The following is a 14038-nucleotide window of genomic DNA, read 5'->3' as shown; positions in this document are numbered from 1 at the left end:
CTGTCCGGCATAGCCTGATCTGAACAGATCGTCTTGAATTGTTTATTCTGACAAAATTTATCAAACATTCGCAAGTTGAGCAAAATTATCAAGAAAGCGCATTATATGCATAATGCATGTATATCAGAATATATTGCTGGAATAATTTGCGAGTGATGTAAGTGTTTGAGGGCTTTGTTAAGGGGAATAGAGCCGTGTGCAGCGGCTTCTTTGGCATTTTTGCGCGCTATAAGGTGAAAGGCGCTATTTTTGCCTTTGATGTGTCTGTTTTCTTTGGCTGATCAGCAATCAATTGCTTGTTTTGTAATTTGTACTTTCGGCGTGTCTGAATGTACAAAAAATGATAAATAGTTGCGATTTGCACGCTGATCCTGGCGTTTGGCGTACGCGATAAAGCCAGTTTGCATGCCGGGCGCATCAGCACTTTGCATTGTTTAAGCCTGCCGCTGCTGATGTTTAAAGAGATAAAGCACTATGCCGCTCCTTACTGCTTGTGTTCCGGGCATAAAAAAACCGGGCCATGCAGCCCGGTTTTTTTATTCGCCCAATGTTTAAGCCAGGCGTTTTAATACTTCTTCCTTACCCAGCAAAGCCAGCACCGCATCTACCGAAGGCGTATGTGTGGTGCCGCAGACTTTGGCACGCAGTGGCATGCCTGCCTGGCCCATTTTTACGCCCTGAGATTTGCAGAATTCTTTAATAAAGGCCGAGATACTGGCGGTATCCCACACTTCTAAAGCGGCAGCTTCGCTGGCAAAGGCACTCAGGCGGGCCAGATCGTCGCTCGTTAAATGCTTGGCCACCATCTCGTCCGAAGGGGTTAGCGGTTGGTAAAAGTATTCTGCTTCGGCAGCCAGCTCAACGATGGTTTGCACGCGCTCTTTTAACAGAGCAACCACATCAGCAAGGGCAGGCCCCTGGCTCAGATCAAGACCTTTTTCATCCAGGAAACGCTTAGCCAGATCAGCCAGGCGGGCCGTATCCGCAGCCTTGATATGCTGGGCATTCAGCCACAGCAGTTTTTCTTTATCAAAGCGGCTTGGGCTGGCTGATACGTCTTTCAGATCAAACCATTCTACAAACTGCGCCATGGTGAAGCATTCGTCGTCACCGTGGCCCCAGCCTAAACGGGCCAGGTAGTTGAGCAGGGCTTCCGGCAAATAACCTGCGCGGTCGTAATCCACCACACTGACGGCATCGCGGCGCTTGGATAATTTCTGGCCCTGGTCGTTATGAATCATGGGCAGATGGGCAAATTGCGGCACCGCCGCACCCAGCGCGTTAAAAATATGAATCTGGCGGGGGGTGTTATTCACATGATCATCACCACGAATCACCTGGGTGATGCCCATATCCCAGTCATCCACCACTACGCAGAAGTTATAGGTTGGTGTGCCGTCCGGGCGGGCGATGATCAGATCGTCCAGCTCGATATTGCCAATCTCGATCCGGCCTTTCACCAGATCATCCCATGCTACCACGCCATCCAGTGGCGTTCTGAAGCGCAGCACGGGCTGCACACCCGCCGGAGGCTCAGGCAAAACCTTGCCTTCCTCTGGTCTCCAGCGGCGGTCGTATTTGGCTTTTAAGCCCAAAGCTTCCTGCTCGGCGCGCATGGCATCGAGCTCTTCTTTGGACATATAACAAGGGTAGGCGTGGCCACTGGCTAAGAGTTGCTTAACGGCTTCGCGGTAGCGATCCATGCGTTGCATTTGGTAAAACGGGCCTTCATCGTAATCGATGCCTGCCCAATGCATGCCATCCATGATGGCTTTCACAGATTCTGGTGTGGAGCGCTCTAAATCGGTGTCTTCAATGCGCAGCACAAATGCACCGCCATTTTTGCGGGCATGCGCCCATGAAAACAGCGCGGTGCGTACACCACCAATATGTAATAAGCCCGTAGGACTAGGGGCAAAACGAGTACGTACAGTCATAAAATCGATCCGGAAAGATGACGGCTGAAAGGCCATATATGGGAGGCATCAGAGCGCCTCACCGTTATCCCCCAATAGTTGGGGATGCTCTGATTTATTTCCATTTATGCATTAGCGGGAAGCCAGTTTTGTACCGGTTCCCGCTTAATCCATTCCAGAATGAAAATCAGAGCGCCCTTCGCCTTTAATTTAATTCACGGGCAAAATCGCTGTATACATTGGTAAATAAGCGCAGGCCCAGGCGTATGCCCACTTTAACTAATTCTTTACTTTCTTCATCATGATTCCAGTCGTCAACGACGACTTCTAAAAACTCTTCGGCATGTTTGGTATCAATTTCTTTATGCAAGGCATAGTGAATCACGCGGTCTTCTGTCAGCCAGCCTTGCTCAATAATCCCTTCACAAATTAATGAAGAAATATTGACGAATACTCTTTCAATTGCACCAAATACGGCGGTAGAGATTCTGTAGTCTTCAAAAACAGAAATACCGCGTAAGGCAATATTGAAAATTCGGATTGATTCTGATGCGTGCTTTTCATTTAATTGATTTGAATCTCCGCCTAAGCGGTCAATCAGGGTAAGAATAGCTTTGCCGTGCACTTTGGCCGGGTCTCCATGGCCATGTTCTTCCCACAAATTGCCCACAATTGCTGTGCGTGTTAAATCACTTGGGATATTGGCAATAACCGATGCCATAGAGCGGGAAAAGTGTTTAACTAAATAAGAGAATTGATTCTGTGATTGAATAAATTGCTCTTTAGAGTATTGGCCACTTAGTAAATTACTAAAGTAAGTGTGTTCTCTCAGATTTAATTCATCAATGGAGTTTTCGACAAAATTCTTCAGATCTTGTGGCAGATTCATGGCTTGCTCCGGTGTGGTAAAGAATAAATGGTTTGTGTGGTTTTATTTTAATAATTTTTTTGTTGTATGAATTGGCTGGTTTTTGTGTGCTGATTCAGTGAGTGAACTTTAATTAAAAATATTTATATCGTCTATTCACATTTTTAAATGTCAGCTATCAGAAAAAGCGGATAGCTGATCAATAGGGAGCATATTTAATGCGTATTTATGGCGTGCCTGATGGCTGCTGCCTGAGCGCGGCAGAAAGGGGCTGAACATGATTGAGTGGCGGTGTGCTGATATAAAAAATGCCCTTTGCGGGCATGAGGAATTGATTGCGCTGATTAAAAGCCCTGCATCTTCAGATGCAGGGCTGGCCGCTTAGAATGCGCCCATAAAATCGCGTTTACCAATTTCTACACCGTTGTGGCGCAGCAGTGCGTAAGTGGTGGTGACATGGAAGAAAAATTGCGGCAAGCCGTAAGAGAGCAGATAGGTCTGACCGCTGAGTTTTTTCTCCTTAGGCGTTCCGGGGCGCAGTACGATTTCTAAGGCTTCACTGCCATCAATTTGCGCGGCACTCAGGCCATTGATAAAGGCCAGGGTTTTAGAAATACGCGCCTGTAGCTCGGCAAAGGTTTGTTCATTGTCTTCGTATGCCGGTACTTCAACATTCGCTAAGCGGGCAGGGACGCTTTTGGCAAAATCACATGCGATCTGCACCTGGCGTACCAGCGGAAACATATCCGGATATAAGCGGGTCTGCAGCAAAACGGTCGGGTCGATTTTATGTGCTTCGGCGTGGGTTTCTGCCTTGGCTAAAACATCGGAAAGAGCGGTAAGTAATTGTTTAAAAACGGGAACGCTGGCGGTGTACATAGAAATGGACATAATGTTCCTTGATCAGTTTTAGCGGCAGATCCGCGTAGCCATAGATGGGGGCAGTGGGATATTAATCAATGGCAGCTGGTTTATTTCGCCTTTTATTATTGTTTTACAGAGGCCGCGAATCTGCTTGCGATGCAAAGGTTCTGGCGGGAAACAGGGCTGGAAAAAAATGTGCAGCATCTGCCTCTGAGCATAAAAATTATTTATTTCACACTTTAACCGGCAAACAGCCTAACGGGCTTATTTGGCTCCCTGCAGCGCCAAATGTGATGGTTCAGAAAACGCGGAAAATTTAATGTCATGGGGTGGTGCAGGCTGAAGGTTGTGAGCCAGCTGATCCAGCTGAAAAAAACTAATCATTTCTTCAAGCTGGCTGGCCCTGGTGCTCATTTCTTCTGAAGCAGAGGAAAGCTCTTCTGAAGATTCTGCATTCAGCTGCGTTGATCTGGCCAGCTGGCTGACTGCCAGATTGATCTGATCAAGGCCTATCGTTTGTTCATTGCCGGCGGCACTGATTTCCTGCACCAGGTTGGCGGTTTGGGTGATTGCGGGCAGCATTTGATCGAGTAATTGCCCCGCTCTTTCTGACAGAAGCACGCTGTTGTCGGCAATCTCGCTGATTTCCTGTGCGGCAACCTGGCTGCGTTCGGCGAGCTTTCGTACTTCAGCAGCAACTACGGCAAAGCCCTTGCCATACTCCCCAGCGCGGGCAGCTTCGATGGCAGCATTAAGCGCTAATAAATTGGTCTGATAAGCGATGTCATCAATAATGCTGATTTTTTTAGCAATCTGATACATGGCTGTGGCGGTGAGTTTGACGGCCTTTGCGCCTTCAATGGTATCCAGCGATGACTTGCTGGCGATGCCATCGCAGATTCGGGAATTATCTGCGCTTTGTGCCACGATGGAGGTGATTTCTTCTACTGAAGCGCTGGTTTCCTCTACGCTTGCCGCCTGCTCGGCTGCATTCAGGCTGATGGCGTGTGCAGATGCAGATAGCTCAACCGATGTTGAGGCCAGTGTGCTGGCAACGCCGCTGACCTGGCTTAATACCTGAGAAAGATTATTACTCATTTGCTGCATGTGAAAGAGCAGGCTGCAGTGATCATCAGGGCTGAGTTTGATAGTTGTTGTTAAATTTCCATTGGCAATTTGCTGCACAATTTCGGCCGCATAGACTGGCTCTCCGCCAAGCCGGGCATATATGGATCGTATTATCCAGAAGGCGAGGGTAATGATGATGGCAATCAAGACTGAGGTGACGGCAATGAGCCATGTCAGCGCCTGACTCACCACATTGCCCGCTTCTGTTTCAAGCCGCTTTTGCTCTGCTCCGGCAAGCGGAAGCAGTGCCTCAACGGCCTGGCGATGAGCTTGGTAAAGCTGATCCAGTTTTATCTTCGATTGAGTGGCTTCATCGGTATTGCCTGCTTGCAGTGCAGGCAGAAAATGGTTTTCTGCTTCCTGATAAAAGGCGTGGGCGGGTTTAAAAACGGGTTGTGTAAGCCCTTGCAGCAGCTGTGAAGGCAGTGTTTGGGTTTTCCAGTTTTCCTGTCCTTTGTAAAACGCCTCTTTAGTTTCTTTAAAGCGTTTGAGCAGCGGATCATGCATCTGAACCGGCGAGTTGCTTAATTGGTTGATGATCAGAAATGATTCAATAATATATTGCGGGGGCGGCAGGATATCTGCCGTTAAGCTGTTTGTTTCGGTGATTTGCTTATAAAGATGGCCATTTATCATCACCGTGGTAAGCGACTGGTAGGAGTAGCAGGCCAGCAGCAAAATGCAAAGTAAAACACTGCCAAGTAAAATACTCAGCTGTTGTTTAACCGCCATATTTTTAAGCGACATTTCATTCACCTTAAACACCCAGTGAAGCTTAGGCTCGGGTCAGCCTAGTGCTATTAGATGGTAATAGTGTAGAAAATTGCTAAACGGCCTGATTGAATGCTTATTTTCATTATTTGTCAGGCTGAGGTGCTGGCTATTTTGTATGCAATCAACAGGATTGCGGGGCATGAAAAAGGCGGCACACTGCCGCTTTGAATGATTCGCCGGCTCTGCCTGGTTTTCAAGCGCCTTCAGCGCTGGCAGCGCTTCAAATGCATACCGGGGGTTAAGTCGTCAGCTATGCCCGGTTTCTGAATTCCTTCTGCACCTCTGGACTGGCAAGCGCATCCGTGTTTTTTACCGGCTTGTCATACACGCACAATGCGCACGGCCCAGCCCGATGATTTAGCCGCTGATGGTGTGGCGGGCCATTCCGCAGAACCCTGTTTATTGCTCAATATTGTGCTGCTAATTTTTGTGCAGATATTTTTTCAGAAATAAAGAGCTGGCTGGTATTTTTGCGTAGCTGCGTACTTAAATTTGAAGTTTATTGATTGTTGTGTAAGAAATAGTTTTGTATTTTTTTTGTATTGTAATTTTGTAGTAATTTTTATTGGGTTAACTGTCTGCAGTTACAGCATTTTTGTAACATTTAATTAACCCAACAGGATTTTATATGCGGATGTTCAGGCAGGGGATTTTAACTACGGCTATTTTGCTGATTGCCAGTACTCAAACACAGGCGGCATTTACGGATTTAGGCACCTTGGGCGGCACGAAAAGCAGCGCCATCAGTATTAATAATCTGGGTCAGGTGGTTGGCTTTTCCTATGAGGTAAATTCAACATTAAGCCGCGCAACGCTCTGGGAAAACAACAAAATTACTAATCTGGGCGGGGCATTTAATGTGCCAAGCTACGCGACGGATATCAACGATTCTGGCACTGTGGTGGGGTCTAAGAATTTGCCAGGCCCTTGGGGCGGCTTTTCTGTTTCTCGCCCTTTACAGTGGCAAGGGACTCAGGCAAGCGAATTATCGACCTTAGGCGGTCCTAATGGAGCCATTAACAGCATAAATAATTCAGGGAAAATGGCTGGCTCTTCTGATTTAGTTGCTAATTCATTATTTCATGCGGCTGTTTGGGAAAATACAGCAAAGCCCTCAGACCTGGGTATTTTGGGCGCCATGGGCAGCGTGGCAATCGGCGTTAATAATCCGGGCCAGGTGGTTGGTTATACAACAGATAAAGGCATAGGGCATGCTGCAGTATGGAATGGAGGAACGGGCACACAATTGAAAGATTATGGTTTTATGAGTTATGCCAATGCAGTAAATGATCATGGTTTGATCGCTGGTACTGTCGGTTTGGATAATATGAATAAAGTGTCGCGTGCGGCTTTATGGCAGGGGGATTCTTTACTGGAGCTGGCTGGTCTTGGCGGAGATACCAGTTTTGCACGTGCAGTTAATAACGCGGGTCAGGTTGTTGGAGTTTCCAGCCTGGCCAATGGTACTTATCGCGCGGCATTGTGGGCTGGCCAGCAGATCATTGATTTAAACAGCTATTTATCCAGCGAAGAAATTGCGGCAGGCTGGCAGTTAACAAGTGCTAATAGTATTAACAATTCAGGCTGGGTTGTTGGTGATGCTTTAAATAGCAAAACGGGTGAATCGCACGCTTATATGATGAGCACGCCTGCGATGCCGGTACCCGAGCCTGAAACCTATGCACTGATGGGCATGGGTTTATTGGCCTTATTGGCGGTGCGCCGAACTAAAGGCCGCACGCAGGCTTAAGCCTGTATTAAATAGCCGCCGCATTGATCATGCGGCGGTTATTTTAAGAGGCTAATTCCACGCGATTTCTGAACTCCTCCAAAGCCTCCGGATTAGCCAGTGCATCGGTGTTTTTTACTGGCCGGTCGTGCACCACATTGCGCACGGCCAGCTCGACGATTTTGCCGCTGATGGTGCGGGGGATGTCCCGCACCTGAATAATTTTGGCGGGTACATGACGCGGGGTGGTGTTGCTGCGTATCACCTGGCGGATGCTGTTTTGCAAGTCCTCACTCAGTTCAGCTCCCTCACGTAAGCGCACAAACAGCACCACGCGCACATCGTTGTCCCAATCCTGGCCGATGGCGATAGATTCTAAAATCTCGGGCAGCTTTTCTACCTGGCGATAGATCTCTGCCGTGCCGATGCGCACACCGCCCGGGTTAAGTACGGCATCGGAACGGCCATGAATAATGATGCCGCCGTGGATGGTTTCTTCTGCATAATCCCCCTGCGCCCATACGCCGGGGTATTGGCTGAAGTAAGCGGCTTTCAGCTTCTCACCATCAGGATCATTCCAAAAGCTGACTGGCATGGCCGTAAAGTGGCGGGTGCATACCAGCTCGCCTTTTTCGCCAACCACAGCCTGGCCTGCGTCATTCCAGACTTCTACCGCCATGCCCAAACCCTTGCATTGCAGCTCGCCGCTCCAGACTGGCAGGGCCGGGTTGCCAAGTGCAAAGCAGGAAATAATATCGGTGCCGCCTGAAATAGAAGACAGGCAGAGGTTTTGTTTAATATCGCGGTAAACGTATTCAAAGCTTTCGTGCGAGAGCGGCGATCCGGTTGAAAGAATCGCTTTCAGCTTATCTAAGCGGTGGGTGTTAATCGGCTTGGAATCCGCTTTTTCAAGCGCAGCTAAATATTTAGCGCTGGTACCAAAGATGCTGATGTCCTCGGCATCAATCAGATCAATCAGCCGGTCGGCCTTGGGGTAAAACGGCGAGCCGTCATACAGCACAATGCTTGCGCCAAGGGCGAGGCCGGACACCATCCAGTTCCACATCATCCAGCCGCAGGTGGTGTAGTAGTAAAGCGTGTCGCTCATGGTGAGATCGGTGTGCAGCCCCAGCTCTTTTACATGCTGCAGCAGTGTGCCGCCTGCGCCGTGCACAATGCACTTGGGCACGCCCGTGGTGCCGCTGGAATACATGATGTAAAGCGGGTGGGCAAAGTCAGTTGGGGTGAATTCCGGCTCGCCGCCGGCCTGATAGAAATCCTGCCATAGCGTAACCCTGGTATTGCCCGCCTTAAAGCTGGCGGCTTGCGCCTCTGCATTGGCGTAGGGAACGATAATCAGCTGCTCAACCGAAGGAAGCCGGCTGACGATTTCTTTTATTTTCTCTGATAGCGGTATTGTTTTACCTGCGTAGCGATAGGCTGCACAGGCGATTAATACGCGGGGCCCGATCTGGCCGAAGCGATCGGTGACGCCCTGCGTGCCAAAATCGGGCGAGCAGGAAGACCATATTGCACCCAGGCTGGCAGTTGCCAATGCGCCGACAATGGTTTGCCAGGTATTGGGCATCATCGCGGCTACCCGGTCGCCATAGCCTACACCTGCATCACTCAGGCTTTTTTGCAGGCCAGCCACATGGGCGGCAAGTTCCTGATAGCTAAGCACTTCGCGCGAGCCATCTTCTGCAATAGAAATCAGCGCCGGATGTGCATCGCGGCGGCGCAGCAGATGCCCGGCAAAGTTGAGCTTGGTCTGGTGATACCAATTCGCGCTCGGCATTTCCGAGCCTTCGGTCAGCACTTCGCTGGCGGGCTGGCTGAATTTGATGGCAAAGAAATCGACAATCGCCAGCCAGAATGCCACCCGATGTGCCACGCTCCAGGCGTGCAGCTGGGCGTAATCGGCCAGATCAAGGCCATGCGCCTGGTTAATATGGCGGCGAAACGCATCCATCTGCGTAGCAGCAACCTGCTCAGGTGAGGGCGTCCAAAGCGCTTCTTGCATGTCGATTCCTTTATGTTAACTTACATCAAACCCAAATCTTGAAACACGGAGGGCACAGAGGACACGGAGAAAAATGACTTCTTAGCCCAGTGATATGCGAGCTTGTTTTCATTTTTGTTGGTTTTTCTCCGTGTTCTCCTTCTCTCCGTTTTTTAAGACTTGGGCTTTTTGGTTTTTGAGTTATTCAGGGCTATCGGCCTGATTTTGGGGGTGGGCTGCGATAAAGGCCGGGTGTTCATTGGCGAGGGCTTCTACTCTTAATATCTTTGGGTATGCATCCAGCGGCACATTAAAGCGGCGTGCTGCGTAAAGCTGGGGGATCAGGTAGGCGTCGGCCAGGCTGATTTCGCCAAAGCAATAGCCGCTCCCGCCAATAAGCTGCTCAACCGCCGCCAGCCCCTGGGCAATCCATTCGTTAATCCATGCCGTAATATCGTTTTCTTTGCACTGGTAGTTTTGGCGCAGATAGTTGAGCACGCTGACGTTATGCAGCGGATGCACATCGCAAGCGATCAGCGCTGCCATGCCGCGAATTTTTGCCCGCTCAAATAAATCTTTGGGCAGCAGAGGCGTTTCCGGGTAGCGCTCTTCCAGATATTCAATAATTGCGGGCGACTGGATAATTGCTTCCTGTGCCTGATCCAGCAAAGCCGGGACGCGTGCCTGTGGGTTGACGCTAAGATAAGCCGCGTCCTTTTGCTCGCCCTTGAGCAGGTTGACTGGCACGGCTTCATAAGCCAGCCCTTTTAGCGCCAGTACAATCCGTACGCGGTAAGACGAGGTGGAGCGGTAATAGCCGTAGAGTTCCATGCTTAAACCTTGTTTATATTTGTCTTTGGGTATAAATATCTACGCAATTCCTGATCAAGAATATGGCTATCGTAGGGTGGGTTAGGCCGCTCTCGATACTCATTAGGGCGCTGATTTATTTCGGCCGTAACCCGCCAGATTTTACGGATGCATCATGGCGGGTTACGCCCAAACAACCGGGCTAACCCACCCTACGAAGCAGCTAAAATTACCCCACGGCATTCGCCAAAACCGATGCTTGGGTGGCCTTCTTTTTTGCAGCGGGCGAGCATGATGATTTCGTCGCCGTCGGCTAAAAAGCAGCGCTCTTCGCCGGAATCCAGCCTGATAGCTTGTTTGCCGCCATTGCTCAGCTCCAGCAGGCTGCCGAGCGAATCCGCTGTTGGGCCGGATAAGGTGCCGGTGCCGAGCAAATCACCAGAGCGCAAGCTGCAGCCGTTCACGGTGTGATGGGTAATCAGCTGCGCCACGGTCCAGTACATATTCAGGGTGTTGGACAGGCCCAAACGATGTGGCGGCAGGCCCTGGGCTTTTTGCGCTGCAGTGTGCAGCAGTACTTCCAGCTCGATATCAAAAGCGCCATTGGCCTGATCGGCTGCGTCATACAGATAGGGCAGCGGCTGAGGGTCACCCTCCGGGCGGGCAGGCTGAGCGCTGCGATAGGGCGCGAGGGCTTCGGCTGTTACTACCCATGGGGACACGGTGGTGGCAAAGTTTTTTGCGAGGAAAGGCCCGAGCGGCTGGTATTCCCATGCTTGTAAATCGCGTGCCGACCAATCGTTCAGCAAGCAAAAACCTGCAATATGCTCGGCGGCGTTGGCAATGCTGATGGCCTCGCCCTGCGGATTGCTGCCAGCTACCCAGATGCCCAGCTCCAGCTCGTAATCTAAACGGGCTGATGGGGTGAGTGCGGGCACTTCCTGGCCGGGTTTGAGTGTTTGGCCCAGCGGGCGGCGTACGGCAAAGCCACTTGGGTAAATGGTGGACGAGCGGCCGTGATAGCCAATCGGCACATATTTGTAATTTGGCAGCAGCGGATTATCCGGGCGGAATAATTTGCCAACGTTTACTGCGTGATGAATGCCGGTATAAAAATCGGTGTAATCACCGACTTTTGCTGGCAAGTGCATTTTGCAAACGCTGGCAGGGCGCAGCAGGGCTTCGCCTTGTGCCTGCAGGTTTTTCAGCTGAGCATAATCGGCGTCAAGCAGCTCTAACAGCCGCTCACGCAGTGCCAGCCTTGCGCTGACCGGCAGGGCAAAAAAAGCATTCAGCGATTTACCGCTGGCGGCTTGTGCAGCGCTCAGGGCTTCGCCGGTAAATAAGCTGTTTTCGACTGCGGTTTGCAAATCAAAAATAAAATCACCAATCGCCACCCCACCGCGCGGCGGCAAGCCTTCCGGGCTAAAAATCCCGAAAGGCAGGTTTTGCAATGGGAAATCACGGTGATTATTAGCAGAAGTAACCCAGCTGAGGCGATATGTAGTGGAAGTCATGAGGGGCTCCGTTGGGTTTTATTAAAAAGTTCTGCAGACACAGAGAACGGAAAATACAGGTTGTAAAAAATATGTAAGCACAAAGACCGGGGAGAACACAGGGCACACAGAGAAAAACCCCGTCCAGCTATGGTTTTCTCCGCGTGCTGCTTTTTAGTTCTGTGTTCTTTGTGTCTGCAGATTTTAGGATTTTAACTTGGCCTTTCTGCGTTCTTAGTCTTAACAGCTTTTGGGGTTTCAATTTATATCTGGTTTTTATTAAATGTTTTGGGCATGTCTGCCCAGCAGTCGTCGTAGTTTGTTTGAAGCTGTGCGCATTCCAGTGCGTATTGCGTTGGGCGGATTACGGCGTGGGTTTCAAACATAAATGCCATAGTGCGCTCGATTTTTTGCGGTTTTAGCTCTGCGCTGCTGGCATTAATAAAAGTGCGGGCATCCGGGCCGTGGGCGCTCATTACGTTGTGCAGGGAGCAGCCGCCCGGCACAAAGCCACCGGCCTTGGCGTCGTACTCGCCACGTACCAAGCCCATGAACTCATTCATAAGATTACGATGAAACCAAGGTGGGCGGAAGGTGTCTTCAGCAACCATCCAGCGTGGCGGGAAAATCACAAAGTCGCAATTGGCCTGGCCAGTCACCGCAGAGGGCGAGGTGAGCACGGTAAAGATAGATGGGTCCGGATGGTCGTAACTCACGGTGCCTATGGTGTTAAAGCGGCGCAGATCATATTTATACGGCACGCTGTTGCCGTGCCAGGCCACTACATTAAAGGGCGAATGGCTCATGGTGGTGGCCCAGAATTCACCCTGAAATTTTTGTACTAACTGTGTCGGCTGATCCACATCTTCGTAGGCGGCCACTGGTGTTAAAAAGTCGCGCGGGTTAGCCAGACCATTGCTGCCGATGGGGCCTAAGTCCGGGATACGGAAAGGCGAGCCGTGGTTTTCGCTGATATAGCCGCAGGCAGCGGCATCAAGCAGCTCCACACGGAATTTCATGCCGCGCGGAATCACGGCAATTTCTTCGGGTTCTATTTCTAAAATGCCCAGCTCAGTAACAAGGCGCAGGCGGCCTTGCTCGGGCATGATCAGCATTTCGCCGTCGGCATTAAAAAATGCCCGCTGCATGGAGCTATTGGCGCGGTAAAGATGGATGGTGATGCCTTCAGGCGCATCGCTATTGGCGGCCATGGTGATCAGGCCATCAATAAAATCAGTGGGGACATCAGGAACGGGCAGCGGATCCCAGCGCAGGCGGTTAGGGGTGATCGCTCCTAATTTGCAGTCCTGGCGTTGTTTTTCTAAGCGCTCAAATTTGCCATGTGCGGCAGAGGGCAAAATACGATACATCCAGGTGCGGCGGGCTTCGGCGCGTGGCACGGTAAAGGCGCTGGTAGAAAACTGCTCAGGATATAAGCCGTAGGGGGCTTTTTGCGGCGAATTCTGCCCTTCTGGCAAGGCTCCCGCCAATGCTTCACTGGCGAATTCATTTCCAAACCCTGACAGGTAAGACAAAGCTGCGTGTGACATGACGAGTCCTTTTTACGTTATGCGTAATTGGTTTACGCAAAACATAATTTGATTTTAAATACCCGTCAAGCTATAAACGCCCATCCTTGTATTTCAGTGGTAAAAAAGCATGGCAGAAAATGACAGGCGGCAAAGCGTTGGTTCGGCAGAAGTGGCTGCACAAGTATTAAAAGCTTTGGCTGATCTGGCCCCGGCCACCTCGCTGACTCAGCTGGCTGACTCTCTGCAAATGCCAGCCAGCAAGGTGCATCGCTATTTGCAGGCGCTGATTACCACAGGCTTTGCCGAGCAGGATTCCAGCAGCAATCATTACGCGCTTGGCCCTGAAGCCTTACGGGTGGGCCTGATTGCGCTGGGCAAAATGGACGTACTCAAAGTGGCCACGCCCTATCTTTTAAATTTGCGCGATCAGCTGAATGAAACGGTGTTTTTTGCGGTATGGGGCAATAAGGGCGCAACCGTGGTGCAAGTAGAGCAGGCGCTCAGATCCATCAGCCTGATTACTCAGGTGGGCTCGGTATTGCCTGCGTTTAAATCGGCCACGGGCCTGGTATTCAGCGCGTATTTACCAGAGCTGGAGCTGAAGCACTTATTGCAGGAAGCGGCGCTTGCCAGGGCAGAAGTTCAGGAAATCAATACGCTGCTGGCTGGAATACGCAGCCAGGGCTGGCACAGTATTCAAGGCTTGCTGATCAGCGGCGTTGATGCAATCTCTGCCCCGGTTTTTGATGCGCGCAATCAGATTATTGGTGTGATCACTGTAGTGGGCTCTTCTTCATCCACTCTGCAACCTAGTGCTGAAAGCGAGCTGGTAAAAAGATTATTAGCTGCCACACAAGCGATCAGCCGCAGGATGGGGGCGGTTTAAGGTGGGACCAGGGCGCCCGTTATTTGGTTTTTC

At 50.6% G+C, this 14038-nt stretch carries 10 protein-coding genes; 2 read left to right on the top strand and 8 right to left on the bottom strand.

Annotated elements, in window-relative coordinates:
- Window positions 1-551: 551 nt before the first annotated feature.
- From gltX to HA050_RS17520, 4 genes are all read right to left on the bottom strand, one after another.
- On the bottom strand, window positions 552-1937 hold the full coding sequence (gene gltX / locus HA050_RS17535; protein ID WP_166829032.1) for a glutamate--tRNA ligase: 1386 nt from the start codon (window positions 1935-1937) through the stop codon (window positions 552-554).
- 184 nt (window positions 1938-2121) lie between these two features.
- Entirely contained in the window at window positions 2122-2805 is a 684-nt protein-coding gene (locus tag HA050_RS17530; protein ID WP_166829029.1) for an iron-containing redox enzyme family protein, read from the bottom strand.
- Window positions 2806-3165: 360 nt separating this feature from the next.
- The gene (locus HA050_RS17525) at window positions 3166-3675 is read right to left on the bottom strand and encodes a DUF1993 domain-containing protein (RefSeq protein ID WP_166829026.1); all 510 of its coding nucleotides are present in this window, start codon (window positions 3673-3675) and stop codon (window positions 3166-3168) included.
- A gap of 237 nt (window positions 3676-3912) precedes the next feature.
- The gene (locus HA050_RS17520; RefSeq protein ID WP_205836490.1) at window positions 3913-5523 is read right to left on the bottom strand and encodes a methyl-accepting chemotaxis protein; all 1611 of its coding nucleotides are present in this window, start codon (window positions 5521-5523) and stop codon (window positions 3913-3915) included.
- A 655-nt stretch (window positions 5524-6178) separates the two neighbouring features.
- Here HA050_RS17520 and HA050_RS17515 point away from each other — a divergent pair.
- The gene (locus HA050_RS17515) at window positions 6179-7300 is read left to right on the top strand and encodes an HAF repeat-containing PEP-CTERM protein (protein WP_166829024.1); all 1122 of its coding nucleotides are present in this window, start codon (window positions 6179-6181) and stop codon (window positions 7298-7300) included.
- 43 nt (window positions 7301-7343) lie between these two features.
- Here the strand turns inward: HA050_RS17515 and HA050_RS17510 are convergent, their stop codons facing one another.
- The 4 genes from HA050_RS17510 to hmgA form a co-directional block, all read right to left on the bottom strand.
- Window positions 7344-9302, bottom strand: coding sequence for an acetoacetate--CoA ligase (locus HA050_RS17510; protein WP_166829021.1), 1959 nt, complete (start codon window positions 9300-9302; stop codon window positions 7344-7346).
- A gap of 180 nt (window positions 9303-9482) precedes the next feature.
- Window positions 9483-10112, bottom strand: a complete 630-nt coding sequence (gene maiA / locus HA050_RS17505) for a maleylacetoacetate isomerase (RefSeq protein WP_166829018.1) — start codon at window positions 10110-10112, stop codon at window positions 9483-9485.
- Window positions 10113-10303: 191 nt separating this feature from the next.
- Entirely contained in the window at window positions 10304-11608 is a 1305-nt protein-coding gene (gene fahA, locus HA050_RS17500) for a fumarylacetoacetase (protein ID WP_166829015.1), read from the bottom strand.
- A 242-nt stretch (window positions 11609-11850) separates the two neighbouring features.
- Window positions 11851-13137, bottom strand: a complete 1287-nt coding sequence (hmgA, locus tag HA050_RS17495) for a homogentisate 1,2-dioxygenase (RefSeq protein WP_166829012.1) — start codon at window positions 13135-13137, stop codon at window positions 11851-11853.
- A 109-nt stretch (window positions 13138-13246) separates the two neighbouring features.
- Between hmgA and HA050_RS17490 the strand changes: the two genes are divergently transcribed.
- Window positions 13247-14005, top strand: coding sequence for an IclR family transcriptional regulator (locus HA050_RS17490; RefSeq protein ID WP_166829010.1), 759 nt, complete (start codon window positions 13247-13249; stop codon window positions 14003-14005).
- The last annotated feature ends 33 nt before the right edge of the window (window positions 14006-14038 follow it).

It is taken from the genome of Iodobacter violaceini, assembly GCF_011601265.1.
Taxonomy (GTDB): domain Bacteria; phylum Pseudomonadota; class Gammaproteobacteria; order Burkholderiales; family Chitinibacteraceae; genus Iodobacter; species Iodobacter violaceini.
The sequence above is the reverse complement of the archived record's forward strand: the minus strand, read 5'-3'. Positions and strand labels throughout refer to the sequence as shown.

Coding starts and splice junctions, on each gene's coding strand:
- gltX (WP_166829032.1), bottom strand. CDS start 1,937: ATGACTGTACGTACTCGTTTTGCCCCTAGTCCTACGGGCTTATTACAT.
- HA050_RS17530 (WP_166829029.1), bottom strand. CDS start 2,805: ATGAATCTGCCACAAGATCTGAAGAATTTTGTCGAAAACTCCATTGAT.
- HA050_RS17525 (WP_166829026.1), bottom strand. CDS start 3,675: ATGTCCATTTCTATGTACACCGCCAGCGTTCCCGTTTTTAAACAATTA.
- HA050_RS17520 (WP_205836490.1), bottom strand. CDS start 5,523: ATGTCGCTTAAAAATATGGCGGTTAAACAACAGCTGAGTATTTTACTT.
- HA050_RS17515 (WP_166829024.1), top strand. CDS start 6,179: ATGCGGATGTTCAGGCAGGGGATTTTAACTACGGCTATTTTGCTGATT.
- HA050_RS17510 (WP_166829021.1), bottom strand. CDS start 9,302: ATGCAAGAAGCGCTTTGGACGCCCTCACCTGAGCAGGTTGCTGCTACG.
- maiA (WP_166829018.1), bottom strand. CDS start 10,112: ATGGAACTCTACGGCTATTACCGCTCCACCTCGTCTTACCGCGTACGG.
- fahA (WP_166829015.1), bottom strand. CDS start 11,608: ATGACTTCCACTACATATCGCCTCAGCTGGGTTACTTCTGCTAATAAT.
- hmgA (WP_166829012.1), bottom strand. CDS start 13,137: ATGTCACACGCAGCTTTGTCTTACCTGTCAGGGTTTGGAAATGAATTC.
- HA050_RS17490 (WP_166829010.1), top strand. CDS start 13,247: ATGGCAGAAAATGACAGGCGGCAAAGCGTTGGTTCGGCAGAAGTGGCT.